The sequence below is a fragment of the Allopontixanthobacter confluentis genome, assembly GCF_009827615.1.
Classification (GTDB): domain Bacteria; phylum Pseudomonadota; class Alphaproteobacteria; order Sphingomonadales; family Sphingomonadaceae; genus Allopontixanthobacter; species Allopontixanthobacter confluentis.
The window spans coordinates 924,636-950,645 of the sequence record NZ_WTYU01000001.1; the positions used below are offsets into that span (position 1 = coordinate 924,636).

The following is a 26,010-nucleotide window of genomic DNA, read 5'->3' on the forward strand; positions in this document are numbered from 1 at the left end:
GAATTGCCCCTGTCACACCAGCGCCTTGGCGTCATCATCCATCGTGCCGCTCGCCTGATCGCCATACATCAGCATGTCGGTATGGGCAGAACCGCTGGGAATCATCGGATAGCAATTGGCATCTTTGGACACCTGGCAATCCACAATGACCGGCCCGTCATGCGCCAGCATGGCTTCGATGCCTGCATCAAGCTGGCCGTCATTTTCAATGCGGATGCCTTTCCAGCCATAGGCCTGTGCCAAGGCGACAAAGTCTGGCAGGCTGTCGGAATAGCTGTTGGAATAGCGGCTTTCATACGTCAGTTCCTGCCACTGGCGGACCATGCCCATATATTCATTGTTGAGAATGAAAATTTTCACCGGCAGGCGGTATTGGCTGGCAGTGCCCAATTCCTGAATGTTCATCTGGATGGACGCTTCACCGGCAATGTCGATTACCAGCGCATCAGGATTGCCCAACTGCGCGCCGATGGCCGCCGGCAGACCGTAGCCCATGGTGCCAAGACCGCCACTGGTCAGCCATTTGTTGGGCTGGAAGAAATGGAAATATTGCGCTGCCCACATCTGGTGCTGGCCAACTTCGGTGGTGATAATCGGATCGTATTGACGCGTGAGGGCAAACAGCCGCTCAACCGCCTTTTGCGGCATGATGGCAGTTTTGTTTTCGGGAAAGGCCAGGCTCTCGCGCGCGCGCCAACCGGCGATGCGGGCTTTCCATTCCCCCAGATCGCGCGGCTTGCGGCTGCCCCATGCGTCCAGCAATTGTTGCAGCACAGTCGCGCAGTCACCCACGATGCCCAGATCAATCGGGACAATCTTGTTGATCGAAGCGCGGTCGATATCGATGTGGATCTTCGTGGAATCCGGCGAAAACGCATCCAGCCTGCCGGTCACCCGGTCATCAAAACGTGCACCGATGCAGATCATCAGATCACAGCGGTTCATGGTCATATTGGCTTCATAGGTGCCGTGCATCCCCAGCATGCCCAGCCAATCCGGATGGTCAGCCGGAAACGCACCAAGGCCCATCAGCGTGGAGGTGACCGGCGCGCCGGTTATATCCTGCAACTGGCGCAGCAAGGCGCTGGCACGGGGGCCGGAGTTAATGATGCCGCCGCCTGTGTAGAACACCGGACATTCAGCCTTTTCCATTAGGCTGACCGCTTCGGCAATCAGGTCCGGTTCGGCCGATGTCTGCGGCTGATAACGGGCAGAAGCCAGAGTGCGGGCCGGGTTTGCACCGGTGCCTGCGTCAAATTCAGCCTGCGCAATCTGCACATCCTTGGGAATGTCGATCAGCACGGGGCCAGGGCGGCCCGTGGTGGCAATACGAAACGCCTCTGCAATGGTGGGCGCCAGGTCCGCCGGATCCTTGACGAGATAATTATGCTTCGTGCAGTGCCGCGTGATGCCGATCGTGTCGGCTTCCTGAAAAGCGTCTGTGCCAATGAGCGCGGTGGGAACCTGCCCGGTAATGACCACAAGCGGGATGGAATCCATGAAGGCATCGGCAATGCCAGTGACTGCATTGGTTGCGCCAGGGCCGGAGGTGACCAGCACAACGCCGGGCTTGCCAGTGGAACGGGCGTAGCCTTCTGCCGCGTGTGCGGCGCCAGCCTCGTGCCGGACCAGAATGTGCCGGATGCGCTGGTCGGCAAACAATTCGTCATAAATCGGCAGCACGGCGCCGCCGGGATAGCCGAAAATAAACTCGACGCCCTGCTGGACCAGACTTTCGACCAGAATGGCAGCGCCGCTGCGTTCACCGTTGCTGTGCGGGCCCGGGGCTTGGCTGGGCATGTGTTTCTCCAAAGAATGTGGCCCGAAGCACAGTATGCCTCGGACCATCAGAGGGCAGCCTCTAGGGAAACAAAAGTATCGTGTCAACCTAGGTCAATGAAATAATGCTTCAAATATGGCACTGATATCGACATCTTGTGTCGTCATACGTTTCCAATCTGTCGGGGGCTGGTTGCGAAACCATGTATATTGGCGCTTGGAATATTGGCGCGTGGCCAATTGCCCGGCATCCACCATCGCATCCCGGCTCAGGCTGCCCGCCAGCCACGCGGCAATTTCGCGCACCCCAATGGCCCGCATAACAGGCAGCGCAGGATCGAGATTGCGCGCCACAAGATGCCGGACTTCCTCGACCGCCCCCTGTTCCAGCATCTGCGCAAAACGCTGGTCGCAGCGATCATACAAAGTTTCGCGGTCAGGCAGCAGCACCAGCGGATGCAAGGAAATGGCAGCGCCAATTCCCCCGGTAAGGTGCTGCTGCCAATGGCGCAGCGGCATTCCGGTGGATCGGACCACTTCCAGTGCCCGCGCTGTGCGGCTATTATCGGCCGCTGCCAGCCGCGACGCCGCTTCGGGATCTTCCAGTTCGAGCGCGCCGCGCGCCGCTGGCTGGGGCAGGGCGCGCACTGCGGCCCTGATGGCCGGGTCAATTTCCGGCACAGGTGCGATGCCATCCAGCAAGGTGCGCATATACAGGCCGGTCCCGCCGACCAGGATGGGGATTGCCCCATCAGAATGAAGCGCCCCAATCTCTGCCTTGGCGGCATCGCTCCATGTTCCGGCAGAACAGGGGGTTGCGCCATCCCATGTGCCAAACAGGCGATGGTCTACGCCGCACATTTCATCGTCGCCGGGCCGGGCGCTCAAGACCTGCAAATCGGCATAGACCTGCGCGCTGTCAGCATTGATTATGGCGCTTTTGCGCCCGCTTTCCTGCAATGCAAGGGCCAGGCGCACCGCAAGATCGCTCTTGCCGCTCGCCGTTGGCCCTGCAATGAGCGCCACCGGCGGTTTTTTAGCCCTTTGTTCTGGAGTATTCACTTTGCTCATCGCTCGCCTGATAGCAGACCCAGCGGCGCTGGAAACACGGCTTGATGCCGCAATTCTGGCATTGGAAGCTGCCGGTATGCCGGTGGCCATGGCCCGCATGCTGGATTTTTGCGGGGATGTGCTGGAAATTGGCCTTCCTGATGGTGATGCAGGCCAGTTCCGCAGAATTCTCGATACGCATTTTTCGCCTTCGGATCTGGTGGTGTCCACTGCTGATCTGCGCGTGCCGCATGTGTTTGTGTCCGACATGGATTCGACCATGATCGACCAGGAATGTATTGATGAGCTGGCTGATTTTGCGGGGCTGAAAGCCCATGTTTCAGAAATAACCGAACGTGCGATGCGCGGCGAACTGGATTTCGCGACTGCGTTGAAGGAGCGGGTAAAACTGCTGGGCGGGCTAGATGAAGGGACTATCCGGCAATGTCTGGATGAACGCATCACTGCCGTGGCCGGTGCGCGGACTTTGGTGGCGACGCTGAAATCCCGCGGTTGCCGCACCGTGATGGTTACTGGCGGCTTCCACCATTTTGCCGATCCGGTGGCGGAAATGCTGGGCTTTGACCTTGTGGTTGCCAACCGGCTGGCCATTGCCGATGGCAAATTAACTGGCGCGCTGGTGGGGCCAATTACTGACAGTTCCGTCAAGAAACGCGTTTTGTGCGATGAAATGGCGGCGCTGGGTGATGCAGCGGTGAGCCTGGCGACGGGCGATGGCGCGAATGATATCCCGATGCTGGAAGCCGCATCCTACGGGCTGGCATATCGCGCCAAGCCCAAGGCGCGCGAGGCGGCAGATGGCTGGATTGACCGGGGCAACCTGACTTCGGTGCTGTCATTGCTGGGTATCCCAGAGAATGAATGGGTTGCGGCCTGATCAGGCTGCGCGCGCTTTCCGTTTCCGGGCGTTGCCGGGCGCTGCCAAGCGCCGGCGGATGCCGCTGAGTATTGTAATCGCCGGCCTGTTCAGTTTATATTGACATTCCTGTCAGTAAGGACCGCGCATGAACGCTGCTACTTCCCTGTTGCCTGCCGATACCACGGCATCGATTGACGCTTCTGCTGATGGCAAGGTGTTTCTTCATCCTGATCGCGTGCCGCTGCGCCTGCGCCCGTTAAAGGCGTTGGGGCACTGGAATGAATTGATGAAGAACAAGGAAAACACCGAAGAGGTGTTCCATATTTTCGAATGTTTCCCGTCGGGCCAGTTTTTGCCCCGCGCCCGCGCTTTCACCCTGAGCGAGAAGGGCCAGTCGATTCGCGCGAGCGAGAATTATCTCCCCGCAATCCTGGATGATCATGCAGCCCTGCGGCAGATGCCCGAAGGCAGCGTGGCCCACGCCTATGTCGATTTCATGGAACGCGAAGGCCTGTCCGCTGCTGGCCTTGTGGCAGAACATGACCGGTTTCGCGGTGACCGCCCGCGCTATGATGATCTGGTGGAATGGTTTTCAAACCGGCAACGCGATACGCATGATCTGCTTCACGTCCTTACCGGCTATGGCCGCGATGCGCTGGGCGAACAATGCGTGCTGGCGTTTACTTACAGCCAGAGCCCGTCCTTCGCGCATCTTTTCATCGCCTATGCAGGCGGGGTGAATATCAGGAAGCAGGTGAAAACCAGCGCCCCTGTTTTCAAGGCCGTGCGCGAGGCCCAGCGCCTTGGCAAAGCCTGTCCGCGGATTGTCGAAATGCCGATCATGGACCTGCTCGCCATGCCGCTGACAGAAGCCCGGCAGAAGCTGAATATCGGAACGCCGGTTTATTATGCGCAGGCCCACAAGGTGTGGAAGGGTGAAAATATCGACCCTTACGATCTGTTGGGCCAGACGAAAAAAGCGGCCTGATCAGAACCCGGCGCAGTCAGGCAACTAGAGCCAGCTTGCAATCTGGCTGAGTGGTTTTTTCGAAACCGCATGATCAGGGACTGTGGCATCAGGGGCCGGATGGCCCGCCACCACAATCATCAGCGGTTTTTCTTCCCCCGGGCGGCCGCAAATATCGCGCAGGAAATTCATTGGCGAGGGGGTGTGCGTAAGCGTGGCCAAGCCCGCTGCGTGCAAGGTTGCAATCAACAAGCCGCAGGCAATCCCCACGCTTTCAGTGACATAGTAATTCTGCGTTTTCCCGTCTTCCGCAATTCCGCCCTTGCGCTGGGCGAAGCAGACAATCAGCCACGGGGCGTCCTCTAGAAACGGCTTGTTCGCATCTGTCCCAATGGGGCCGAGCGCGGCGAGCCATTCGTCCGGTGCCTTGGGCGTGCCGCCGTCTTCACCGTAAAAGCGCCGTTCTTCCGCCTCGGCCGCTTCGCGGATGGACCGCTTTATCGCAGGCGATGAAATGGCAGCAAAATGCCACGGCTGGTGGTTTGCGCCATTGGGCGCGGTGCCCGCCGCGCGGATGGCATTTTCAATCACCTCACGCGGAACGGTTTTGCCGGTGAACGAACGGCAGGACCGGCGGGTTTTCAGGAATTCATAGACGGCTTGAGATCGCTCTGCCTGTTGCTCGTCTGTCAATTCCGGCATCGCGGGATAGGGTTGGGCCGGGTAGGGTTGCGCGGGGCAGGGTTGGGCCGGGTAAGATTGCGCGGGGCAGGGTTGCGCAGGATCGGGCTGCTGCGCCTTGCTCACCTAGTCAGACTTCCATCCAATCGCGGAAGAAGCTGTCATGGGCTTCGCGCAGGTCGGCAATGGCAATGCTGGCAACCGGCGCATCTTCCGAATTGGTCCATTCGATTGACGTGCCACCCGTCAGGCCAATCCATTCTGCCGTAATGCCCGCATCGCGCGCCGCGCTTTCCAGTTCGGCCCAGCTTTCCCGGTCATTCCACGGGAAAGTCAGGACATAGCGGCCTTGGTCTTCGGCAAAGGCATCAAGCAGTTCAGCGCCCATCGTATGCACATTTGCGCCGATGCCGCTGGCAATTGCCATTTCCGCGAGCGCCACGGCCAGTCCGCCATCAGACAGGTCGTGCACAGCGGTAACCTTGCCGCCATCCACAAGGGTGCGGACAAATTCACCATGAGCGCGTTCGCGCGCCAGATTCACCACCGGCGCGCCGCCGGCCTTTCTGGAATGGATTTCACGCAGCCACACCGACTGGCCAATATGCGTGCCGATTTCAAAGGGCTGCTTGCCGCCAATTACCACAATAGCCTGATCTTCGGCCTTGAACGGCATCGTCGCCATTTTCGACGAGTCTTCCAATATGCCAACGCCGCCAATGGCAGGGGTGGGCAAAATGGCAGAGCCGCCGCCGGTTGCCTTGCTTTCATTATACAGGCTGACATTGCCGCTCACGATGGGGAAATCCAGCGCGCGGCAGGCATCGCCCATGCCTTCAAGGCATCCGACCAGCTGCGCCATGATTTCAGGACGCTGCGGATTGCCGAAATTGAGGCAGTTGGTGATGGCAAGGGGCCGTGCGCCCACTGCACACAGATTGCGATAGGCTTCCGCCACGGCTTGCTTGCCGCCTTCATAGGGGTCAGCAAAACAGTAACGCGGGGTGCAATCGGTGCTCATGGCCAGCGCCTTGCGCGTTCCGTGCACACGCACCACGCCGGCATCGCCGCCGGTTTGCAACGTGTCAGCGCCAACCTGGCTGTCATATTGTTCCGCAATCCACCGGCGCGAGGAAAGGGCGGGGCTGGCCATCATTGCAAGAAGGTCTGCGCCAATATCGGTGGTTGCCGGAATGTCGCCCAATGCAGGCACTGCGGCCCATGTCTTGTATTCTTCCCTGGAAATAAATGGCCGCTCATATTCAGGCGCATCTTCAGCCAGCGGGCCAAGCGGAATGTCGCACACCACCTTTCCATCAAATTCCAGCACCATATGCTGCGTATCGGTCACTTCGCCGATGACGGCGAAATCCAGTTCCCACTTGGTGAAGATGGCTTCGGCCATGGCTTCCTTGCCCGGCTTCAGCACCATCAGCATGCGTTCCTGACTTTCGGACAGCATCATTTCATAAGGCGTCATACCGTCTTCGCGGCAAGGAACGGCATTCATGTCGAGCCGGATGCCGGTCTTGCCATTGGTCGCCATTTCAACGCTGGATGATGTCAGCCCCGCAGCGCCCATGTCCTGAATGGCCACGATGGCATCGGTCGCCATCAGTTCCAGACACGCTTCGATCAGCAGCTTTTCCACAAATGGATCGCCCACTTGCACGGTGGGGCGCTTATCTTCGATATCGTCGCCAAAATCAGCGCTGGCCATGGTCGCGCCATGGATTCCATCGCGCCCGGTCTTGGAACCGACATAGACAATGGGATTACCGACACCGGTTGCGGCGCTGTAAAAGATCTTGTCCTGATCCGCGATGCCCACGGTCATGGCATTGACGAGAATATTGCCATCATAGGCCGGGTCAAAATTGGTCTCGCCGCCCACCGTCGGCACGCCCACGCAATTGCCATAACCGCCAATGCCCGCGACCACGCCTTTGACCAGATGCTGCATCTTGGGGTGGTCGGGGCGGCCAAACCGCAGCGCATTGAGATTTGCCATTGGCCGCGCGCCCATGGTGAACACATCGCGCAAAATGCCGCCGACACCGGTTGCCGCGCCCTGATAGGGTTCGATGTAACTGGGGTGATTATGGCTTTCCATTTTGAAAATGGCGGCCTGATTATCACCGATGTCGATTACGCCGGCATTTTCGCCCGGCCCGCAAATGACCCATGGCGCTTCGGTCGGCAGTTTCTTCAGGTGGAACCGGCTGCTTTTATAACTGCAATGTTCCGACCACATGACCGAGAAAATGCCCAGTTCCACCAGATTCGGTTCGCGCCCGAGGGCGTGCAGAACGCGCTCATATTCCTCGGTGTTGAAACCATGGGTCTCGACGACTTCAGGAGTGATCTGGGGCGTGGTTTCTGATGCGTTTTCGGACATGGCGCGGCTTTAGCGAAGCCAGCCTGTTCCCGCTAGCCCCGTAAGCGTTTGTGACGGCGCGTTGTCCCCACCCAGTAAGCGAAGAATGTCGCCACCGCGTAGGAAACGAGCGCGGTAAGATAGAGCGCGAGGCCCGCTTCCTCCGGCTCCGGACCGAACCAGTTGATTGCCTGCATGACCAGCAGAAGACCCATCAGGATCATCGGCGGCATAAGCGGCCCGCGCGTCTGCCGAACATACCAGGCGAAGGCGCCAATCGTCAGGCCCAGTTCCAGCGGGATCGCCACATAAGGGTAATTCCACAAGCCCAGTCCGACCTTCGCATCTCCCCCCGCAAACGTGAGATCAGGCCGGTGCACCAACAGGTCGGTAAACCAGTGTGACAGCACAACCAGCCCCGCAATCCACGCGCCCGTAATATTGCGCTGCGTTGCCAGGATTATGGCTGCAAAGGCCAGCGCCCAGATGCCGCAGCCAATCAGGCTGTGTGTGTATGGCATGTGATAGAGGTCCATCGGGTTCATCACGGTAGCGCCGGGTTCGACCCGCATCGCTTCCACCCCGATGGCGGCAAAAGTGAAAAAGCCCCAGTCGACCAATTGGGCCGCGACAAACAAGGTGCCCAGCTTGGGTGCCTTTGGGGATGCTGCGCCGGCAGCGAAGGCCGCTGCCCAATGCCCGATATACATGGCGTTCAGACCACTTTCTGCGTGACCCAGGTGGCAATGGTGGCGGCAGTTGCAGTTGCAAACGCACCCCACAGGATATCCGCCACGGTTACCTGCGTGGACCACACCTTCATGGTTGCCTGATTGGTCAGGTCATATGTGGCATAACACAGCCCGCCCAGCAGCGCGCCATTCAGCGCGGCAATGCCGAGACCACCGGGAATTCCGGCAGCCAGGCCGGGCCGAATCGCGAACCACACGACCCCGGCGACATAGATCAGGTAAAACACCACCGCAGGGCCTGCGCGGAAATTCTCCGCCAGCAATTCGCCCAGATGTGGCCGGTAAAAATTGGGGCCAGCCCAGCGCAGCCACAGGGCATCCAGCAATCCAAATGGCAGTGCCATCGCGATATAGGCAATAATCCACTTCATTTGCACGCATCCCCCAACCTTATAGGCCCAGACAACTTGACCTCGCCACGGGGCGCGGTCAATGCTCCATCGTCATGGCAGACAAAACTCCCGACATTTCGGATTTGACCTTCGAAGACGCGCTGCGCGCTCTGGAAGATGTGGTGCGGCGCTTGGAAAGCGGCGAAGTGCCGCTGGACGAATCCATCGACCTGTACGAACGCGGCGAACAACTGCGCCAGCATTGTCAGGCCCGACTGGATGCAGCGCAGGCGCGAATCGAAAAAATCGTGGCTGGCCCCGACGGCAAGACTGCAGGCACCGCGCCATTCGACGCAGGCAACTGACGTGAACCTGGTGGATACGGGCAACGCAATTCTGGCGGACGGGTTTTCCCGCATCCAGACTGAGGTCGATGACGCGTTCGACGCGTTTTTGCCCGTGCCGGATGACACACGCGCGCGGTTGGTGGAAGCCATGCGCTATGCAGCCATTGGCAGCGGCAAACGTGTGCGCCCCTTGCTGGTGGCCGCCACAGCAGACCTGTTCGGTGTGGACCGCCATGCGGCAGTGCGTGCTGGCTGCGCTGTCGAAGCCATTCATGCCTATTCGCTGATCCATGATGATTTGCCGTGCATGGATGATGATGATCTGCGCCACGGCAAGCCCACCTTGCATAAGGCATTCGATGAAGCGACCGCCGTGCTGGCCGGCGATTCGCTGCATGCGCTGGCCTTCGAGATTTTGTCAGACCATGCGACCAGTTCCGATCCTTTCACACGCTCTGAACTGATTTTGACGTTGGCGGGCGCCAGCGGCATGAATGGCATGGCGGGCGGGCAGATGATGGATATTGCCGCCGACAGCCAGGAATATGACCTGCATTCCATCACCCGCCTGCAGCAGTTGAAAACCGGCGCGCTGCTGGCAGCATCGGTGGAAATGGGTGCAGTGCTGGGCAAGGTGCCGCTCGAAGGGCGCGCGCATTTGCGGGCCTATGCCCGCGATATTGGCCTCGCCTTCCAGATTGCCGACGATTTGCTCGACCATGAAGGTGATGAGACCAAAGCAGGCAAGGCGCTGCGCAAGGATGAAGGCCAGGGCAAGCAAACCTTCGTGACGTTGATGGGCCCCGAAGGTGCGCGGGACCAGGCACGGGCGCTGGTGGAACAGGCGGTTGGCCATTTGTCCCAGCACGGCAAGGATGCTGCGCTGCTCGGCGCATTGGCGCGGTTTATTGTGGAGCGGGACAGATGAGCGAACGCATTGGGATTTATCCGGGCACGTTTGACCCCATTACCCTTGGCCATGCGGACATCATCCGGCGCGGGGCAAAACTGGTGGACCGGTTGATTATCGGCGTCACCACCAATCCTTCAAAAAACCCCATGTTCACCACGGACGAACGGATGGCCATGGTGCGCCGCGAAGTGGCCGATATGGGGATCGGCAATGTCGATGTGGTCGGCTTCAATGCACTGCTGATGAAATTCGCGCGCAAACAGTCTGCCAGTGTGATTGTGCGCGGATTGCGCGCAGTGGCGGATTTTGAATATGAATATCAGATGGCGGGCATGAACCAGCAGATCGATAGCGAAATCGAGACTGTGTTCCTGATGGCTGATGTATCATTGCAGCCCATTGCATCCAAACTGGTGAAGGAAATCGCCCTGTTTGGCGGTGATATCCAGAATTTCGTAAGCGCAAAAGTGTGTGAGGACGTGACGAAGCGAGTCGAAAAGATCGGCCGGCTTGGGGATTATTGACGCGAAACGCACTTCGGTTGTGCCGAAAACCTATCATTCATTGAACCGACAGACCGCGCCCGCTAGATGGGCGCTATCACATTACCCCAGATTGACAGGATTTACATGTTGAAACGCCTGATCACCGCCGGCGCGCTTGCCGCAATGGCATTTACCCCGGTTGCCGCATTTGCCCAGGATGCTGAACAGGCAGCCCCGGCCGCGCCGCGCGTTTACGCGCCGATCAATTACAACATTGCCGAAGACCGGGAAAATATTCTGCTGCTCGATCTGTCGAATGGCCGTCAGGTTGCCATCCGCCTGATGGCGGACTGGGCACCCAACCATATCGAACGGATCAAGACGCTTACTCGTCAGGGTTTTTATGACGGGGTGGTTTTCCACCGCGTCATTGAAGGGTTCATGGCGCAGACAGGGGATCCTACCGGCACCGGGCAGGGCGGGTCCGATCTTCCTGACCTGAAGGAAGAATTCAACCCGATGCCGCATTTGCGCGGTTCGATTTCCATGGCCCGCGCCCAATCCGAAGACAGCGCCAACAGCCAGTTTTTCATCACTTTCCTGCCGCGCTTTTCGCTGGATAAACGCTATACCAATCTGGGCCGCGTGATTGCCGGCATGGATGCGGTAGATGCCATCAATCGCGGCGAACCACCGGCAAACCCGACCAGGATTTTGCAGGCGTCCATCGCTGCTGATAACAAGCCGGTGCCTGTCGCTGCGCCTGCGGCAATGCCTGCAACCGAAATTACGGCCGATATGTTGAACGCGCCGGTCGGCGAGTAACGCTTTCTGCCAGCACTGGTCTTCTCGCATTGGCGCGATTAAAGGCGCGCCATGCGTGTTGACCTGTTTGATTTCGAACTCCCTCCCGAACGCATTGCCCTGCGTCCTGCGCAGCCGCGCGATGCGGCCCGGATGCTTTTAGCCCAAGGCAGCGCCAATATCGAAGACCGGATCGTTCGCGATCTGCCTTCTTTGCTGCGCGCTGGTGACGTTCTTGTCTTCAACGATACACGGGTAATCCCAGCCCAGCTGGAAGGGACGCGGGGCGAAGCGCGAATCGGAGCGACCTTGCATAAACGGGTCGATCTGCGCCGCTGGCAGGCATTCATCCGCAACGCCAAACGGGTTCGGGAAGGCGACCGGATAGATTTTTCCAATAATGTCACCGCCATTGCAGAAGAACGGCTGACTGATGGCAGCTTCGTGCTGGCATTTGACGGTGATGAGCCGGTTGAGGTGTTGCTGGAACGGGCAGGGCGCATGCCGCTTCCCCCCTATATCGCCGGCAAGCGCCCGACCGATGACCGTGACAAGGCCGATTACCAGACGATTTTCGCACGCGAGGATGGCGCTGTGGCAGCGCCCACTGCTGCGCTGCATTTTACGCCGGAACTGCTGGATGCGCTGGATCAGGCCGGGATTATCCGCGAGACGCTGACCCTGCATGTGGGCGCAGGCACTTTTCTGCCGATGAAAGTGGATGATACCGCCGATCACGCCATGCATGCGGAATGGGGTCGCATCGAAGCTGATACTGCCGCGCGGCTGAATGCGGCGCGGGCCGCAGGCAACAGGGTCATTTCAGTGGGCACGACCAGCCTTCGCCTGCTGGAAAGCGCCACGGGCGACGATGGCATCATCAAACCCTTTGCCGGCGACACGTCCATCTTCATCACCCCGGGGTATACATTCCGCGCAATTGATGGGCTGATGACCAATTTCCACCTTCCCAGATCCACGCTTTTCATGCTGGTCAGCGCCTTGATGGGGCTTGACCGGATGCAGCAGATCTATGCCCATGCAATCGCGCAGGATTACCGCTTTTACAGTTACGGGGATTCCAGCCTGCTTCTGCCGTGAGCATGGCTTGCATTTCGCCCGCAATGGGCCACTTAAGGTTTCATGCAGGAACCTATTCTGGAAATTACCGGGCTCACCAAAGTCTATAGCGGCGGCTCCAAGGCGCTCGACAATGTCGATCTGAAAATCCGCAAAGGCGAAATTTTCGCGCTGTTGGGGCCAAATGGCGCTGGTAAAACCACGCTGATTGGCGCTGTGTGCGGCCTCGTGCGGCCCACTGCCGGAACAATCCGCGCTTTCGGGGTGGATCTTGCCCGGGACTGGCGCGCGGCGCGGTCACGCATTGGCCTGGTCCCGCAGGAACTGTCCACCGATATGTTCGAGCCGGTTGGGCGCGCAGTGGCATTTTCCCGCGGGCTGTTTGGCCGCCCGGCAGACCCGGCCCGGATCGAGGAAATCCTCCGCTCCCTGAGCCTGTGGGACAAGCGGGACGAACAGATCCGCAAGCTGTCAGGCGGGATGAAGCGGCGGGTGCTGATCGCCAAGGCATTGAGCCATGACCCCGATCTGCTGTTCCTGGACGAGCCCACCGCCGGAGTTGATGTGGAATTGCGGCGTGACATGTGGCGCCAGATCTCGATCCTGCGCGATCAGGGTGTCACTGTTATCCTGACCACCCATTATATTGACGAAGCCGAAGTGATGGCCGACCGCGTGGGCGTAATCCGCGATGGCAGGCTGCTGATGGTGGATGACAAGCACGCCATGATGGCGCGCCTTGGCCGCACAGAAGCGCATATCACGCTGGCGCAGCCGCTGGACGCCGTTCCGGCGCATCTTGCAGCTTATCCGCTGACCATTGCAGGCGGCGGGCTGGAACTGGTCTATCGCGGCGGTGATGGCACGGGCCGGGGGAAGAAAGATGTGGCCGATCTGACCAAGGCGCTGACTGCTGGCGGCATTGATTATGTCGGCATCGACATCCGCGAATCCACCCTGGAAGATATCTTTGTGGATCTGATGGGAGAAAGCGCATGACCGGTTTCAACCTGCGCGGGGCCTATGCCATTTATGTCCGCGAACTGATGCGCGCCATGCGCACGGCATTCCAGTCCATCCTGGCACCGGTTTTGACCACCTCGCTGTATTTCATCGTCTTTGGCGCCGCCATTGGTGGCCGAATGCAGGCAGTGGACGGGGTGAATTACGCCGCCTTTATCGTGCCTGGCCTGCTGCTGCTGACCTTGCTGAGTGAAAGCACCAGCAATGCCAGTTTCGGCATTTATATGCCGCGCTTTACCGGCACCATTTACGAATTGCTGTCGGCGCCGGTGGGCGTGGCAGAAACTCTCGTCGGCTTTGTCGGCGCAGCCGCGACCAAATCGCTCATTCTGGCCGCCATCATCCTGCTGACGGCGACGTTCTTCGTGGATTACCGGATCGAGCATCCCGTATTGGCCGTGGGCTTCATCATGCTCGTCGCTTCGGCATTTTCGCTGTTCGGTTTCATCCTTGGCATCTGGGCGGATAATTTTGAAAAGCTGGGCATCATACCCATGCTCATCCTGATGCCGCTGACATTTCTGGGCGGCACATTCTATTCGATCGATATGCTGCCCGAACCGTGGCGCAGTGTCGCTTTGTTCAACCCGATTGTCTATCTGGTAAGCGGCCTGCGCTGGACGTTCTATGGCACGTCGGATGTGAATATCTGGGTTTCATTCGGGCTGACAGTGGCATTCCTGGCCATCTGTGTGGTGGCCATTACCATCATCTTCCGCACTGGCTGGCGCCTCAGGACGTAAACCAGCCTACGACCAACCGGCCAGTGAGGCCGAGGCAGGCGATAATCATCAGCGGCCGGATAATGCGCGCACCATGGCGCATGGCAAAGCGTGATCCGATAAAACCGCCCAGCATTGCGCCTGCCGCCATGGTCAGGCCCAGCAGCCAGACCATTTTACCGCCCAGCGCAAACACCGCCACTGCCGCCCAGTTGGTGGTGGCATTGAACAGCTTGGTATTGGCGGTGGCCCGCGTCAGCCCCTGTCCCCGCAGCCCCACCAGGCTCGCGGTGAAAAACTGGCCGGTCCCGGGGCCGAAGAAGCCATCATACAGGCCAATGCCCCCTGCCACAGGGGCGTAACCCTTCCGGGTCAGCCGCTGTTGTGCATCATCATCCGTCATGCGCGGTGACAAGATGACATAGGCCGCCAGCGCCAGCAGAAAAATTGGCACGATATAGCTCAAAATTCTGGGTGCCAGCATCTGCACCAGAAAGGCCCCGCTGGCCGCGCCGATAAATGCAATGGCGATCAGGGGCAGGTTTTCGCGCACCTGCACCAATCCGCCGCGCCAATAGGTGCGGCAGGCCATGCTGGTGCCAAACACCGATTGCAGCTTGTTGGTGCCCAGCGCCAGATGCGGCGGCATGCCTGTGGCCAGCAGCGCCGGCATCATCACCAACCCGCCGCCGCCCGCAATGGAATCGACGAACCCGGTGAAAATGGCCACCACAAACATCGTCGGATACAGCCATGAATGCACTTCAAATGCTTCGATCATTTGCTCGCTGTGGCCGCTGGCGCTAAGGGCCGCAAGCCCATGACACATAACACCCCCCCAAGATTTGCCTTCACCATCGACGCAACCGACGCAAATGCGCGGACCGGCCGCATAGCCATGCAGCGCGGAGAGATTCGCACGCCTGCGTTCATGCCGGTCGGAACTGCCGCGACAGTAAAGGCGATGAAGCCCGAAACCGTACGCGCAACGGGCGCGGACATAATATTGGGCAACACATATCACCTGATGCTGCGGCCAGGTGCGGAACGTGTGGCGCGCCTTGGCGGGTTGCACAAATTCATGAACTGGCATCGGCCCATTCTGACCGATAGCGGCGGCTATCAGGTGATGAGCCTGTCTGACCTGCGCAAACTGACCGAAGAAGGGGTGGAATTTAGGAGCCATCTTGATGGGTCAAAGCATATGCTCACCCCTGAACGTTCGATGGAAATCCAGCGACTGCTCGGGTCTGATATCGTGATGGCATTTGATGAATGCCCGCGCGCCGACCAGTCGCGCGACGTGATTGCAGCATCGATGGAAATGTCCATGCGCTGGGCGCAGCGCAGCCGCGACGCATTCGATGCTGGCGGCGCACATGCACAACGCGCGGCCCTGTTCGGCATTCAGCAAGGCGCCCTTGACGAAGAATTACGCAAACACAGCGCGGACGCACTGACCGACATCGGTTTTGACGGATATGCCATTGGCGGGCTGGCCGTGGGTGAAGGGCAGGAAGCGATGTTTGCGACCCTTGATTTTGCACCGGGCCAATTGCCGGCTGATCGGCCGCGTTATCTGATGGGCGTGGGCAAGCCGGATGATCTGGTGGGCGCAGTGGAGCGCGGCGTGGACATGTTCGATTGCGTTCTGCCGAGCCGGTCTGGCAGAAACGGGCAGGCGTTTACCTGGGGCGGGCCGATCAACCTCAGAAACGCGCGCTTTGCCGAGGATACCGGACCCATCGATGCGCGGTGCAGCTGCGATCCGTGCAGCACTTACACCCGCGCCTATCTCCACCATCTGGTGAAATCAGGCGAGATATTAGGCGCCATGCTCATGACGGAACATAACCTCGCCTTTTACCAACAGCTGATGCAGGCCATGCGCGATGCCATTGCGCAAGTGCGCTTCGCGGCATTCGCGGCTGATTTCCGCCGTGATTATCTCAGGAAAGACCAGTGATGCCCAAACTGCCGGACGATTGCGCCAGCATGGCCGAAGTGCGTGCGGGCGTGGATGCCACGGACCGCGAATTGATCGAATTGCTGGCGCGCCGGTTTGGCTACATGCGCGCAGCCGCGCGGATAAAGCCGCAGCGGGATGGTGTGCGTGATGAGCCGCGTAAAAAAGCGGTTATCGACGCCGCCTGCGCCGATGCCGAAGCGCGCCAGCTGCCGCGCGATGGCATTGGCCAGATGTGGGAAACGCTGGTGGAAAGTTCGATTGCCTATGAACTGGCGGAATGGGACCGGCTCAACGCCTAGCGCCCGCTCACTGCTGGCATCGCCAGCGCAAAACCGGCAAGAAATATCTGCCGCGGACATACAAAAAGGGCGGCCCCGCAGGACCGCCCTTTTTTTGTAGCATCGAACCGATCAGCGCGAATAGAATTCGACGACCAGATTGGGTTCCATCGTGACCGGATAAGGCACTTCGTCGAGCTTGGGCACGCGGGTGAAAGTTACCTTGTCATTGCCGTCAACAGCAACATAATCAGGAATTTCACGCTCAGGCAGGCCTTGCGCTTCGATGACCAGTGCCATTTCCTTGGCCTTGTCGCCCAGGCTGATGACATCACCGACATTGATCCGGCGGCTGGCGATGTTGCACTTCACGCCGTTTACACGAATGTGGCCGTGCGAAACGATCTGACGAGCAGAAAACACTGTTGGCGCAAACTTGGCACGGTATACAACCATGTCCAACCGGCGCTCAAGCAGGCCGATCAGGTTCTGGCCAGTATCACCCTTGATGCGCGATGCTTCGGTGTATGTGCTTTTGAACTGCTTTTCGGTCACGTCGCCGTAATAGCCTTTCAGCTTCTGCTTTGCGCGCAGCTGCAGACCGAAGTCGGAAACCTTGCTCTTGCGGCGCTGACCATGCTGGCCGGGACCGTAAGAACGCTTGTTTACCGGGGAATTAGGGCGACCCCAGATGTTTTCGCCCATCCGCCGGTCAAGTTTATACTTGGCGCTTTTGCGCTTCGACATAGTCGTACTCCAATTTGCTATCGCCACGCCCCGAACTTACGGGATGTTTCGGCGCTTTAACCCGGTATCGCACCGCCAGACCGACTTGCCTGACGCGGCCACCGCTTCACCGGGATGCGGGACCAATTCGCGAAGCGCGGCCCTTATGCGCAGCCTGCAAACAAGTCAAGCCACCTACGGCCTGGCACCCGTTGTCGGCAACAATCAGTCGTGCCGGTCCGCCCTGCCAAGATGCGTCAGAATACCGCGCAAGGTGCGTACTTCCAGCGCATTCCAGCCAGGTCTGGTCAGCACATTACGCAATGTCCTGCGGGTCGCCTCTGCGCGCCCCTCAGGGTAAAAATAGCGCTTGGGTTCCAGCATTTTTTCCAGATGTCCGATCAGCCCTTCCAGCTCCTCCTGCGGGGCGGGGGGCAGCTGGTCGGTGAGGGGCGGCTGCGGCAGATTCAGCACCTTGGACCATTCATACGCGCACAGGATCACTGCCTGCGCCAGATTGAGCGAGCCAAATTCAGGATTGATGGGCACCGTCAGAATGGCGCGGGCAAGTGACACGTCCTGAATATCCAGCCCGGAACGTTCCGGCCCGAACAACAAGGCGCTGCGGCCTGATGCGGCATGAATTTGCGCCGCTGCCGCCTCCGGTGTGACCACCGGCTTGGTATCGCCGCGCCTGCGCACCGTGGTCGCATAGACATGGGCGCAATCGGCCACTGCCTCGGCCGTGGTCTCAAAAACCTGCGCGCGTTCCAGCACGATGTCGGCATCGGCCGCTGCGGGGCCCGCACTGGGGTTTGGCCAACCATCACGCGGAGCAACAAGGCGCATTTCCGTGAGGCCGAAATTCAACATGGCCCGCGCAGCCTTGCCGATATTCTCACCAAGTTGCGGGCGCACGAGCACTATGACCGGCGGTGCATCCGTGATGGGCGTTATGGCCGGATCAGTCGGTGACGACATTTTGCGCGCCGACTTCCTTTTTGCCGCCTGCTTCCTGAATGGTGCTGGCAAATTCTTCAAAGTCCCGCGCTTCGCTAAAGTCGCGATAGACGCTGGCAAAGCGGATATAGGCTACGCTGTCGATCTGGCGCAGGCCATCCATCACCAATTCGCCGATCCGGGCGGATGCCACTTCGCTTTCGCCCGCTGTTTCCACCTGCCGCTGGATGCCGGATACCAGCTGGTCGATCCGCTCCTGGCTCACCCCGCGCTTGCGGCACGCCAGCGTGACTGACTGTTCCAGCTTGGCGCGATCGAACGGCTGGCGCCTGCGTTCATTTTCCGTGGCGCCGCTTTTCACAACGGTTACTTCGCGCAGTTGCACGCGCTCGAACGTGGTGAACCGCGCGCCGCAGCTGGAACATTGCCGCCGCCGCCGGATTGAGGTGTTGTCCTCGGTCGGGCGGCTGTCTTTTACCTGGCTGTCGTCATGCACACAAAACGGACATCGCATTTACGGTCGCAGTCGCTTGTAAAACATGTAGCCTGCACCAACAGCAAGGCCAATTGGCCAGGTGACCAATGGCAGCAGACCGCCGGCAATTGCGCCAACTGCCGCGCCTGTCAGCACAGGTTTGGTCGAAGGGTGGTGCATGCCTTCCTTGGCCATGCCCGTCAGTTCGACCTTGGCATCCTCGACAAAATCACCTTCATTCTTAGGGTTATTCTCGTCCATAATTCATCTCCCGGGATAGACAGGGAAAGCAGCGCATAATTCGCCAACACGGCTGCGGACACTTTCCTCGATTTGGGCATCGCCTTCTGGCCCGTTTTTGGCAAGACCTGTGACGACTTCTGCGATCAGCGCACCGATCTTGCGAAATTCCTCTGTACCGAACCCGCGCGTGGTGCCGGCCGGCGTACCCAGCCTGATGCCGCTTGTCACAAACGGGCTACGCGTATCGTAAGGGATGCCGTTTTTGTTGCACGTCAGCCATGCCCGGTCGAGCCCGTTTTCCGCGGATTTGCCAGTGACATCCATGGCTGTAAGGTCAACCAGCATGGAGTGATTGTCCGTTCCGCCGGACACGATGCGCAGGCCGTTTTCCTCCAGGCTGGCTGCCAATGCGCGGGCATTATCAACCACCTTCTGGGCGTAGATTTTGAAATCAGGGCGCAAGGCCTCACCAAAGGCCACTGCCTTTGCGGCCACGATGTGCATGAGCGGCCCACCCTGAAGGCCAGGGAATACCGCCATGTTGAGCGGTTTGGTCAAGGCTTCATCATCCCACAGGATGACGCCTGATCGTGGCCCGCGAAGGCTTTTATGCGTCGTGGTGGTCACGATATGGGCATGAGGGAAGGGCGAGGGGTGAGCGCCGCCTGCAACAAGGCCTGAAATATGGCTCATGTCGCACAGCAGATAGGCGCCCACTTCATCGGCGATCTCGCGGAACCGCTTGAAATCCCATGTCCGCGAATAGGCTGTGCCGCCGCAGATGATGAGCTTGGGGGAATATTCCCGCGCGATGGTGGCGACATCATCCATGTCGATCCGTTCATCATCCTTGCGCACGCCATAAGCGACAGGGTTGAACCATTTGCCGGACATATTGACCGGCGAACCGTGGGTGAGATGCCCACCTGAATTCAGATCAAGGCCCATGAATGTATCGCCGGGATTAAGCAGGGCGAGGAACACGGCCTGATTCATCTGCGATCCGGAATTGGGCTGCACATTGGCAAAATTGCAGCCGAACAATTCCCTGGCCCGGTCAATCGCCAAGGTTTCCACCACATCGGCATATTCGCAGCCGCCGTAATAGCGCTTGCCGGGATAGCCTTCGGCATATTTGTTGGTGAATACAGACCCTGCGGCTTCCAGCACGGCCTTGCTGGCGATGTTTTCCGAAGCGATCAGTTCGATCTTGTCCTGCTGGCGCTTCAGTTCATTGCTGATCGCAGATGCGATCTCGGGATCGGCATCTGCCAGACTGTCGTGCCAGAAACGATGCATGATATCTGTAGAATTGGTGCTGTTCATCGCGGCGACCTCAGAAACTGGGGTTGGAAAGTTTATCGACGCGGCGCTGATGGCGCCCGCCGGCAAATTCGGTGGTGAGAAATGCCGTCAGGCATGCCTTTGCCATGTCCACGCCGGTGAGGCGTGCGCCCATGGCGATGCAATTGGCGTCATTATGTTCGCGCGCAAGGGCTGCTGACAGGGGCTCCGAGACAAGAGCGCAGCGCACGGCGAGATTGCGGTTGAGGGACATGGAAATGCCAATGCCGGAACCGCACAGGGCCACGCCCTTCTCGGCGGTGCCATCAGCCACAACCGATGAAAGAAGATAGCCGAAATCCGGATAATCGACGCTGTCGCCTGTTGCAGGCCCAAGGTCTGCAACCTCGTGACCTTCGCCGCGCAGCCATTCGGCAAGTTCAGCCTTAAGGTCGATAGCGGCGTGGTCAGAAGCGATGGCGATGCGCATGGCCTGTCTCAATTCATCAGGAGATTCGGATGGCGCAGCATTAGGGGCAGTCGCGCATTTTTGCCACTGCAAACGGGCTTTCTCCCCGCATATCCATAGTTTTCAAGCCCGCTGCCGCGCCTCTGATTGAAGGCGGAGTGTAGCGCGCAAAGAAAAACCCCGCCGGAGCGGGGTGTTTCCAGTATATCGATCGAGGCTGGAAATCATTGATCCAGGAACGAGCGCATCTTGCGGCTGCGGCTGGGATGTTTCAGCTTCCGAAGCGCCTTGGCTTCGATCTGGCGAATTCGTTCACGCGTGACCGAGAATTGCTGGCCTACTTCTTCCAGCGTGTGATCGGTGTTCATGCCGATGCCGAACCGCATGCGAAGCACACGTTCCTCACGCGGGGTAAGCGATGCCAGAACGCGGGTGACCGTTTCCTTCAGGTTGGCCTGAATGGCGGCGTCCACAGGGATGATCGCATTCTTGTCTTCGATGAAGTCACCCAGATGCGAATCTTCCTCGTCACCGATAGGCGTTTCGAGGCTGATCGGCTCCTTGGCGATTTTCATGACCTTGCGCACTTTTTCCAGCGGCATGGACAGGCGCTCGGCCATTTCTTCCGGTGTCGGTTCGCGGCCCTGCTCGTGCAGGAACTGGCGGCTGGTGCGAACCAGCTTGTTGATCGTTTCGATCATGTGGACCGGAATACGGATGGTGCGCGCCTGATCCGCGATGGAACGGGTAATTGCCTGACGGATCCACCAGGTCGCATAGGTGCTGAACTTGTAACCACGGCGATATTCAAACTTGTCGACCGCCTTCATCAGGCCAATGTTGCCTTCCTGGATTAGGTCGAGGAATTGCAAGCCGCGATTGGTGTATTTTTTCGCAATGGAAATCACCAGACGAAGGTTTGCTTCCACCATTTCCTTCTTGGCAATGCGCGCTTCGCGCTCGCCCTTCTGGACCATGTTCACAATGCGGCGGAATTCATCAAGGCTCATGCCGGTATTGGCAGCGATGTCTGCGATTTCAGCCCGGATACGCTCGACAGCGTCGGCTTCGTTTTCAGCGAAAGCAGCCCATTTCTTGTCTTTTTTGGCGTTATCCTTCAGCCAGGTATCGTCCAGTTCGTTGCCGATATAAGCTTTGAGGAAGTCGATCCGCTTGACCTTGTGCCGTTCGGCAAGGCGCAACATCTGGCCGCCAAGAGCGGTCAGGCGGCGGTTGAAAGCATAAAGATTGTCGACCAGAAATTCGATCTTGGTCGCATGAAACTGAACGCTTTCGACTTCAGCGGTCAGTTGTTCACGCAAGGCTTCGTATTTGCGTTCCTTGGCGGCAGGATAATCTTCCCCGGCGCCCATGATATCCACGCGTTCCGCCTGGATCTTCTGGAACTTCTTGAACAGGTCCGTGATGCGGGCAAATGTTTCGAGCGCTTCGGGCTTCAGCGCAGCTTCCATCTGCGCGAGGGAAAGCGTGTTGTCTTCCTCCTCATCATCGTCGCGCTTCTTGGAACCGCCTTCGCCGTCCTCGTCTTCGTCGCTGTCGCTATCATCGTCGTCGTCATCATCATCGTCACGGATGGTGGGGCCAGCGGTTTCCTCGCTGATTTCGCCGCTATCGTCCTCGTTTTCCTCCTCCATCTTGTCGACCGGAGGTTCCTTGGACAGCATCGCATCGAGATCGAGGATCTCGCGCAACTGCATTTCTTCGTTGTTGAGCGCTTCTGACCAATGGATGATGGCATGAAAAGTGATCGGGCTTTCGCACAGGCCGATGATCATGGTGTCGCGGCCAGCCTCGATGCGCTTGGCAATGGCGATTTCGCCTTCGCGGCTGAGCAATTCGACAGCGCCCATTTCGCGCAGATACATCCGCACCGGGTCATCCGTGCGTTCGGTCGGCGCGGCTTTCTTTGCGGCCGCTGAGGTCGGCTTGGCCGGCTTGTCGTCCGTGCCGCTGATTTCCTCGACTTCGCTTTCCGCTTCGGCGTCTTCGTCATTTTCGACGATATTCACGCCCATTTCCGAAATCGCGGACATCACGTCTTCGATCTGGTCAGTCGACATCTGGTCCTGCGGCAGCGCTTCGTTCAGTTCGTCAACCGTGACGTAGCCGCGCTTTTTCGCCTTGGTAATCAGCTTCTTGATCGATGCCTCGTTGAGGTCGATCAGCGGAGCATCATCATTTTCAGTAGTCGTAGCTTCGGATGCCATAGGTACCGTTCAGTCCGTTTCTTTTTCGTCCGACCCATCTGCACCAGCAGGCAGCGGGTTCGTTCGATCTGATATGCTTTGCGCTGCACGTGCAGCACGTTTGCTTGCCATTTGCCCTAACCGCTGCTCAAATTCCAGCTTTCGTTTGAGCAAGCGTTGCTGCTCGACAAAAGCGCCTTCTGGATCGGTCTCAAAACGTGCGGTGGCCGCCGCCAGGGCAGCTTCCAACGCAGGCCTTTCGACCAGCAGGGATACAGCTTCGGCCAGATCATCATGCGCTGCAATCGGATCGATGCCTTCATTGAGGAAGGCGAAACGGGTGTTATCCGGCGGCGCGATGGTGCCGTGTGGCACAGATATGGGCGATTTATCGGAAGGTTCAAGCATTTCCGCTGCATCCATCAACGAATCTATTGCAGGCCCAGTGCGCCGGTCATGCTCGGCAAAGCGGCCCAATGCTTCTGCGTGGCGCAAAATCTGGTCCGGAAACCGTGCGAGACCAAAGATCACTGCTGCCGCCAGTTCATCGCGTGCGCCGCCTTCGGATGATCGGCGCAGCCTGCTGGACGCATCAGGAGTAATTGTGGGATTGGCAGCTTTTTGCTGAAAACCCGGTTTCCATTCGCGGCGCGGGCGCGGCGGGCGGGGCGGAAACGCAAATTCTGAAAAACGCTCCAGCAATTCGCGCTTGTATAAAGCGCGGATGTCAGGGTGCTGTATGGTGTCGATATGATCAATCAGCCGGGCTTTCAGCCCCGCTTTGTCTTCGGGTGAGCGTAGCGGCTGCAAGTCGCGCTCATATTCCCATAAGGTATCGAGCAGGCTGGCAGCATCGGCCAGAATAGCTTCCAGCGCGCCGCGCCCTTTCTGGCGGAGCAGATCATCAGGATCCACCCCCACCGGCAGGGTGGCAATCGCCAGCGAATGGGCAGGCTTCAGCATCGGCAGCGCGCGGGTAACGGCGCGCATGGCAGCGCGCTGGCCGGCGGCGTCGCCATCGAAGCATAAGATCGGCCGTTCCACCAATCGCCACAAAAGTTCAATCTGCCGCTCGGTCAGCGCGGTCCCCAACGGGGCAACGGCATCTTCCATGCCGGCAGCCGCGAGTGCGATCACATCCATATAGCCTTCGACCACCACGATCCTGCCGGTCTGGCGTGATGCAGGCCCAGCCCGGTGCAGATTGTAAAGTGTGCGGCCCTTGTCAAACAAAGGCGTATCGGGGGAATTGAGGTATTTGGGCGCCTTGGTGCCGCTTTCCAGAATGCGCCCGCCAAAGGCAATCACCCGGCCCCGCGCATCCTGAATTGGCAGCATCAGACGCGCACGGAACCTGTCGTACGGTTCCTTCTCATCCACCGCGATGCGCAGCCCACCCTCGATCAGCATGGGTTCGTCAAACTGGCCGAGGGCCGCTTTCATTGCCTGGCGTTCATCGGGCGCAAAGCCGAAACCGAACCGCTTGATGGTGTGGGCATCAAACCCGCGCGATTTCAGATATTCCCGCGCGCCGCTGCCATCTGCTGATGCCAGCCTTGTTTCGAACCAGTCCTGCGCGGCCTGCATCACATCGTGCAGCCCGGCGCGTTCTTCTGCGATCTGTGCGGCCCGCGGGTCCGCCGCAGGCACTTCCAGACCGGCCTCTGATGCCAGTTCCTTTACCGCATCCATGAATTGCAGGCCGCGCTGGTCTGTCATCCAGCGGATGGCATCACCATGCGCGCCGCAGCCGAAGCAATGGTAGAAGCCCTTCTGGTCGCTGACCGTAAAACTGGGCGATTTTTCATCGTGGAAAGGGCAACACGCTTTCCATTCATGCCCTGATTTCTGCAGCTTTGTCGTGCGCATGATCACGCTGGACAGCGTGATTCGCGCGCGCAATTCATCCAGCCATTGAGGTGACAGAGCCATGCCCGCCTAATGCGCGGACATGGCCCTTTTTACAATATGCCGGGCAATGAAAACCGGGCTAAGCCTGGCCCTTGCCAGCGTCAGCCGCAGGAATTGGGCACGCCGTCAGTCTGGGCGGGGAAGGGGCCGGGGCCGCTGGCTTCTGCGTAATTGGCATCAATGGCATAGGCCACTGCAGGGCCGGCAGGGGGCAGGGTGGATTGCCAGTAGAACGTCAGCGGTTCGGCCTGTTCCCACTGGTTGCCGCCGTCCCCTGCGCTTACCGTCCACACCAGCGCGCGGTCCTTGCACGTGATGATGACGTCAGCCTTGGGGCCGATTGCCCCCATCACTTCCGCCTTGGAATAGCCAGCCTTGCCATTGAAGCCATGGGCAGGGCGCAACATCTTGAATGCAGTGGCGCGTTCGATATCAGATGAATTGTTACCGGCGCCGCTGCCGCTGTCTGCCTGATTATCCGAGCCGGGATATACGACATGGACATAGGTGTAGACAGTGCCTTCAGGCGCAGTCTTGGGATCGCACGGGTCCATGCCTGCCGGGCAGGCGACGTAGGAGCGGATGTCGGCAAAATTGCCTTCCGCGTTGGACATGGCGCCTTCCACTTCCGGCCCCTGCGGACCGACGATTTTGGCGCCAAGCTGCAGATCGATGAAATCGCCAGCGTCAATGGATGCGGCCATCGCCTCGGCCTGCACTGGTGTTGCCGCCGCGTTGAGATCCGTCACATCGGTTTCGGGTTCAGAGGAACAGGCGCCCAGCGCAGCGGCTGCGCACAGCGTCACAAATGCAATTGTCTTATTCATGCCAGGCTCTCCTTCACCAGGGCGCTGGCCCTGCTCATATCCAGTTCAGCGCCGTGGCGGGCCTTAAGTTCAGACATGACTTTGCCCATATCCTTAACCGAAGTGGCGCCAAGCTCAGCTTTGATCGCCTCGATTGCGGCGCGGGTTTCATCCTCGCCCAGCTGTTTGGGCAGAAATTCCTCGATTACGGCCAGTTCCAGCTTTTCCTGATCGGCCAGTTCGGTGCGGCCGCCATCTTCATACATGGTTATCGATTCGCGCCGCTGCTTGCCCATTTTCTGCAATGTTTCGATTACCATGGCGTTATCGTCACCGCCGGGCGTGGCTGTCCGCAGTTCAATATCCCGGTCCTTGATCTTGGCCAGAATCAGCCGCAGCGCGGCAACGCGGGGCTTGTCGCCAGCTTTCATGGCCAGAATCTGTTCGGCTTTGATGGTATCGCGCAGCATTGATGGTGTTCCTGTGGATG

At 59.1% G+C, this 26,010-nt stretch carries 28 protein-coding genes; 11 read left to right on the plus strand and 17 right to left on the minus strand.

The window, feature by feature from the left end; all coding sequences use genetic code 11:
* Positions 1-12: 12 nt before the first annotated feature.
* Together ilvB and miaA are read right to left on the minus strand one after the other, a co-directional pair.
* A complete protein-coding gene (gene ilvB, locus GRI44_RS04355) occupies positions 13-1,800 on the minus strand; it encodes a biosynthetic-type acetolactate synthase large subunit (RefSeq protein ID WP_160600194.1) in 1,788 nt (595 codons plus the stop codon).
* A 93-nt stretch (positions 1,801-1,893) separates the two neighbouring features.
* Positions 1,894-2,850, minus strand: a complete 957-nt coding sequence (miaA, locus tag GRI44_RS04360; protein ID WP_160600195.1) for a tRNA (adenosine(37)-N6)-dimethylallyltransferase MiaA — start codon at positions 2,848-2,850, stop codon at positions 1,894-1,896.
* Between miaA and serB the strand changes: the two genes are divergently transcribed.
* On the plus strand, positions 2,843-3,727 hold the full coding sequence (gene serB, locus GRI44_RS04365; RefSeq protein WP_160600196.1) for a phosphoserine phosphatase SerB: 885 nt from the start codon (positions 2,843-2,845) through the stop codon (positions 3,725-3,727). The genes miaA and serB overlap by 8 nt on opposite strands.
* Before the next feature lie 127 nt (positions 3,728-3,854).
* Positions 3,855-4,697: a Coq4 family protein gene (locus tag GRI44_RS04370; RefSeq protein ID WP_160600197.1), complete on the plus strand. Its 843-nt coding sequence runs from the start codon at positions 3,855-3,857 to the stop codon at positions 4,695-4,697.
* A gap of 24 nt (positions 4,698-4,721) precedes the next feature.
* Here the strand turns inward: GRI44_RS04370 and GRI44_RS04375 are convergent, their stop codons facing one another.
* The 4 genes from GRI44_RS04375 to GRI44_RS04390 all read right to left on the minus strand — a co-directional run bounded on the left by GRI44_RS04375 (position 4,722) and on the right by GRI44_RS04390 (position 8,857).
* The gene (locus tag GRI44_RS04375; RefSeq protein WP_160600198.1) at positions 4,722-5,378 is read right to left on the minus strand and encodes a nitroreductase family protein; all 657 of its coding nucleotides are present in this window, start codon (positions 5,376-5,378) and stop codon (positions 4,722-4,724) included.
* 109 nt (positions 5,379-5,487) lie between these two features.
* A complete protein-coding gene (gene purL / locus GRI44_RS04380; protein WP_160600199.1) occupies positions 5,488-7,755 on the minus strand; it encodes a phosphoribosylformylglycinamidine synthase subunit PurL in 2,268 nt (755 codons plus the stop codon).
* A gap of 32 nt (positions 7,756-7,787) precedes the next feature.
* Positions 7,788-8,444 (minus strand): hypothetical protein, encoded by a 657-nt coding sequence (locus GRI44_RS04385; RefSeq protein ID WP_160600200.1) that lies wholly within the window; start codon positions 8,442-8,444, stop codon positions 7,788-7,790.
* Between the two features lie 5 nt (positions 8,445-8,449).
* A complete protein-coding gene (locus tag GRI44_RS04390) occupies positions 8,450-8,857 on the minus strand; it encodes a DUF2177 family protein (protein WP_160600201.1) in 408 nt (135 codons plus the stop codon).
* 74 nt (positions 8,858-8,931) lie between these two features.
* Here GRI44_RS04390 and GRI44_RS04395 point away from each other — a divergent pair, with 74 nt between their 5' ends.
* From GRI44_RS04395 to GRI44_RS04425, 7 genes are all read left to right on the plus strand, one after another.
* On the plus strand, positions 8,932-9,183 hold the full coding sequence (locus GRI44_RS04395) for an exodeoxyribonuclease VII small subunit (RefSeq protein WP_160600202.1): 252 nt from the start codon (positions 8,932-8,934) through the stop codon (positions 9,181-9,183).
* 1 nt (position 9,184) lies between these two features.
* Positions 9,185-10,093, plus strand: coding sequence for a polyprenyl synthetase family protein (locus GRI44_RS04400; protein ID WP_332872353.1), 909 nt, complete (start codon positions 9,185-9,187; stop codon positions 10,091-10,093).
* Positions 10,090-10,602, plus strand: coding sequence for a pantetheine-phosphate adenylyltransferase (gene coaD / locus GRI44_RS04405; protein ID WP_160600204.1), 513 nt, complete (start codon positions 10,090-10,092; stop codon positions 10,600-10,602). Before GRI44_RS04400 ends, coaD begins: the two co-directional genes overlap by 4 nt.
* 105 nt (positions 10,603-10,707) lie before the next feature.
* A complete protein-coding gene (locus GRI44_RS04410; RefSeq protein ID WP_160600205.1) occupies positions 10,708-11,388 on the plus strand; it encodes a peptidylprolyl isomerase in 681 nt (226 codons plus the stop codon).
* Positions 11,389-11,439: 51 nt separating this feature from the next.
* Positions 11,440-12,468, plus strand: coding sequence for a tRNA preQ1(34) S-adenosylmethionine ribosyltransferase-isomerase QueA (gene queA, locus GRI44_RS04415; protein ID WP_160600206.1), 1,029 nt, complete (start codon positions 11,440-11,442; stop codon positions 12,466-12,468).
* 42 nt (positions 12,469-12,510) lie between these two features.
* Positions 12,511-13,446, plus strand: a complete 936-nt coding sequence (locus GRI44_RS04420; protein ID WP_160600207.1) for an ABC transporter ATP-binding protein — start codon at positions 12,511-12,513, stop codon at positions 13,444-13,446.
* Entirely contained in the window at positions 13,443-14,213 is a 771-nt protein-coding gene (locus tag GRI44_RS04425; protein WP_160600208.1) for an ABC transporter permease, read from the plus strand. Before GRI44_RS04420 ends, GRI44_RS04425 begins: the two co-directional genes overlap by 4 nt.
* On the opposite strand, the gene GRI44_RS04430 is transcribed toward GRI44_RS04425, so the two are convergent.
* Positions 14,203-14,973, minus strand: coding sequence for a TSUP family transporter (locus GRI44_RS04430; protein ID WP_160600209.1), 771 nt, complete (start codon positions 14,971-14,973; stop codon positions 14,203-14,205). The two genes, GRI44_RS04425 and GRI44_RS04430, sit on opposite strands and share 11 nt — an antisense overlap.
* Positions 14,974-15,012: 39 nt before the next feature.
* On the opposite strand from GRI44_RS04430, the gene tgt reads away from it, so the two are divergent.
* Both tgt and GRI44_RS04440 read left to right on the plus strand, forming a co-directional pair.
* Positions 15,013-16,158, plus strand: coding sequence for a tRNA guanosine(34) transglycosylase Tgt (gene tgt / locus GRI44_RS04435; protein ID WP_160600210.1), 1,146 nt, complete (start codon positions 15,013-15,015; stop codon positions 16,156-16,158).
* Positions 16,158-16,460, plus strand: coding sequence for a chorismate mutase (locus GRI44_RS04440; RefSeq protein WP_160600211.1), 303 nt, complete (start codon positions 16,158-16,160; stop codon positions 16,458-16,460). Before tgt ends, GRI44_RS04440 begins: the two co-directional genes overlap by 1 nt.
* Positions 16,461-16,571: 111 nt before the next feature.
* On the opposite strand, the gene rpsD is transcribed toward GRI44_RS04440, so the two are convergent.
* The 10 genes from rpsD to GRI44_RS04490 form a co-directional block, all read right to left on the minus strand.
* Positions 16,572-17,186: a 30S ribosomal protein S4 gene (rpsD, locus tag GRI44_RS04445; protein WP_160600212.1), complete on the minus strand. Its 615-nt coding sequence runs from the start codon at positions 17,184-17,186 to the stop codon at positions 16,572-16,574.
* A gap of 204 nt (positions 17,187-17,390) precedes the next feature.
* Positions 17,391-18,146: an RNA methyltransferase gene (locus tag GRI44_RS04450; RefSeq protein WP_202386134.1), complete on the minus strand. Its 756-nt coding sequence runs from the start codon at positions 18,144-18,146 to the stop codon at positions 17,391-17,393.
* Positions 18,130-18,639: a transcriptional regulator NrdR gene (nrdR, locus tag GRI44_RS04455; protein WP_160600213.1), complete on the minus strand. Its 510-nt coding sequence runs from the start codon at positions 18,637-18,639 to the stop codon at positions 18,130-18,132. Before nrdR ends, GRI44_RS04450 begins: the two co-directional genes overlap by 17 nt.
* Complete coding sequence (locus GRI44_RS04460) at positions 18,640-18,861, minus strand: hypothetical protein (RefSeq protein WP_160600214.1); 222 nt, start codon at positions 18,859-18,861, stop codon at positions 18,640-18,642.
* A gap of 3 nt (positions 18,862-18,864) precedes the next feature.
* A complete protein-coding gene (gene glyA / locus GRI44_RS04465; RefSeq protein ID WP_160600215.1) occupies positions 18,865-20,169 on the minus strand; it encodes a serine hydroxymethyltransferase in 1,305 nt (434 codons plus the stop codon).
* Positions 20,170-20,179: 10 nt separating this feature from the next.
* Positions 20,180-20,617: a ribose 5-phosphate isomerase B gene (rpiB, locus tag GRI44_RS04470; RefSeq protein ID WP_160600216.1), complete on the minus strand. Its 438-nt coding sequence runs from the start codon at positions 20,615-20,617 to the stop codon at positions 20,180-20,182.
* A 203-nt stretch (positions 20,618-20,820) separates the two neighbouring features.
* On the minus strand, positions 20,821-22,824 hold the full coding sequence (gene rpoD, locus GRI44_RS04475; protein WP_160600217.1) for an RNA polymerase sigma factor RpoD: 2,004 nt from the start codon (positions 22,822-22,824) through the stop codon (positions 20,821-20,823).
* Positions 22,825-22,833: 9 nt separating this feature from the next.
* Positions 22,834-24,735, minus strand: a complete 1,902-nt coding sequence (gene dnaG, locus GRI44_RS04480; RefSeq protein ID WP_160600218.1) for a DNA primase — start codon at positions 24,733-24,735, stop codon at positions 22,834-22,836.
* Positions 24,736-24,815: 80 nt separating this feature from the next.
* Positions 24,816-25,541 carry a hypothetical protein gene (locus GRI44_RS04485; protein WP_160600219.1) on the minus strand — a complete coding sequence of 242 codons (726 nt, stop codon included), beginning with the start codon at positions 25,539-25,541 and terminating at the stop codon, positions 24,816-24,818.
* Positions 25,538-25,990: a GatB/YqeY domain-containing protein gene (locus GRI44_RS04490; RefSeq protein ID WP_160600220.1), complete on the minus strand. Its 453-nt coding sequence runs from the start codon at positions 25,988-25,990 to the stop codon at positions 25,538-25,540. The genes GRI44_RS04485 and GRI44_RS04490 overlap by 4 nt, the downstream gene beginning before the upstream one ends.
* Positions 25,991-26,010: the final 20 nt, after the last annotated feature.

Excerpts from the sequence above, each read along its gene's own strand:
- ilvB (WP_160600194.1), bottom strand. The coding sequence starts at position 1,800 with ATGCCCAGCCAAGCCCCGGGCCCGCACAGCAACGGTGAACGCAGCGGC.
- miaA (WP_160600195.1), bottom strand. The coding sequence starts at position 2,850 with ATGAGCAAAGTGAATACTCCAGAACAAAGGGCTAAAAAACCGCCGGTG.
- GRI44_RS04370 (WP_160600197.1), top strand. The coding sequence starts at position 3,855 with ATGAACGCTGCTACTTCCCTGTTGCCTGCCGATACCACGGCATCGATT.
- GRI44_RS04375 (WP_160600198.1), bottom strand. The coding sequence starts at position 5,378 with ATGCCGGAATTGACAGACGAGCAACAGGCAGAGCGATCTCAAGCCGTC.
- purL (WP_160600199.1), bottom strand. The coding sequence starts at position 7,755 with ATGTCCGAAAACGCATCAGAAACCACGCCCCAGATCACTCCTGAAGTC.
- GRI44_RS04385 (WP_160600200.1), bottom strand. The coding sequence starts at position 8,444 with ATGTATATCGGGCATTGGGCAGCGGCCTTCGCTGCCGGCGCAGCATCC.
- GRI44_RS04390 (WP_160600201.1), bottom strand. The coding sequence starts at position 8,857 with ATGAAGTGGATTATTGCCTATATCGCGATGGCACTGCCATTTGGATTG.
- GRI44_RS04395 (WP_160600202.1), top strand. The coding sequence starts at position 8,932 with ATGGCAGACAAAACTCCCGACATTTCGGATTTGACCTTCGAAGACGCG.
- coaD (WP_160600204.1), top strand. The coding sequence starts at position 10,090 with ATGAGCGAACGCATTGGGATTTATCCGGGCACGTTTGACCCCATTACC.
- GRI44_RS04410 (WP_160600205.1), top strand. The coding sequence starts at position 10,708 with ATGTTGAAACGCCTGATCACCGCCGGCGCGCTTGCCGCAATGGCATTT.
- queA (WP_160600206.1), top strand. The coding sequence starts at position 11,440 with ATGCGTGTTGACCTGTTTGATTTCGAACTCCCTCCCGAACGCATTGCC.
- GRI44_RS04420 (WP_160600207.1), top strand. The coding sequence starts at position 12,511 with ATGCAGGAACCTATTCTGGAAATTACCGGGCTCACCAAAGTCTATAGC.
- GRI44_RS04425 (WP_160600208.1), top strand. The coding sequence starts at position 13,443 with ATGACCGGTTTCAACCTGCGCGGGGCCTATGCCATTTATGTCCGCGAA.
- GRI44_RS04430 (WP_160600209.1), bottom strand. The coding sequence starts at position 14,973 with ATGATCGAAGCATTTGAAGTGCATTCATGGCTGTATCCGACGATGTTT.
- tgt (WP_160600210.1), top strand. The coding sequence starts at position 15,013 with ATGACACATAACACCCCCCCAAGATTTGCCTTCACCATCGACGCAACC.
- GRI44_RS04440 (WP_160600211.1), top strand. The coding sequence starts at position 16,158 with ATGCCCAAACTGCCGGACGATTGCGCCAGCATGGCCGAAGTGCGTGCG.
- rpsD (WP_160600212.1), bottom strand. The coding sequence starts at position 17,186 with ATGTCGAAGCGCAAAAGCGCCAAGTATAAACTTGACCGGCGGATGGGC.
- GRI44_RS04450 (WP_202386134.1), bottom strand. The coding sequence starts at position 18,146 with ATGTCGTCACCGACTGATCCGGCCATAACGCCCATCACGGATGCACCG.
- nrdR (WP_160600213.1), bottom strand. The coding sequence starts at position 18,639 with ATGCGATGTCCGTTTTGTGTGCATGACGACAGCCAGGTAAAAGACAGC.
- GRI44_RS04460 (WP_160600214.1), bottom strand. The coding sequence starts at position 18,861 with ATGGACGAGAATAACCCTAAGAATGAAGGTGATTTTGTCGAGGATGCC.
- glyA (WP_160600215.1), bottom strand. The coding sequence starts at position 20,169 with ATGAACAGCACCAATTCTACAGATATCATGCATCGTTTCTGGCACGAC.
- rpiB (WP_160600216.1), bottom strand. The coding sequence starts at position 20,617 with ATGCGCATCGCCATCGCTTCTGACCACGCCGCTATCGACCTTAAGGCT.
- rpoD (WP_160600217.1), bottom strand. The coding sequence starts at position 22,824 with ATGGCATCCGAAGCTACGACTACTGAAAATGATGATGCTCCGCTGATC.
- dnaG (WP_160600218.1), bottom strand. The coding sequence starts at position 24,735 with ATGGCTCTGTCACCTCAATGGCTGGATGAATTGCGCGCGCGAATCACG.
- GRI44_RS04485 (WP_160600219.1), bottom strand. The coding sequence starts at position 25,541 with ATGAATAAGACAATTGCATTTGTGACGCTGTGCGCAGCCGCTGCGCTG.
- GRI44_RS04490 (WP_160600220.1), bottom strand. The coding sequence starts at position 25,990 with ATGCTGCGCGATACCATCAAAGCCGAACAGATTCTGGCCATGAAAGCT.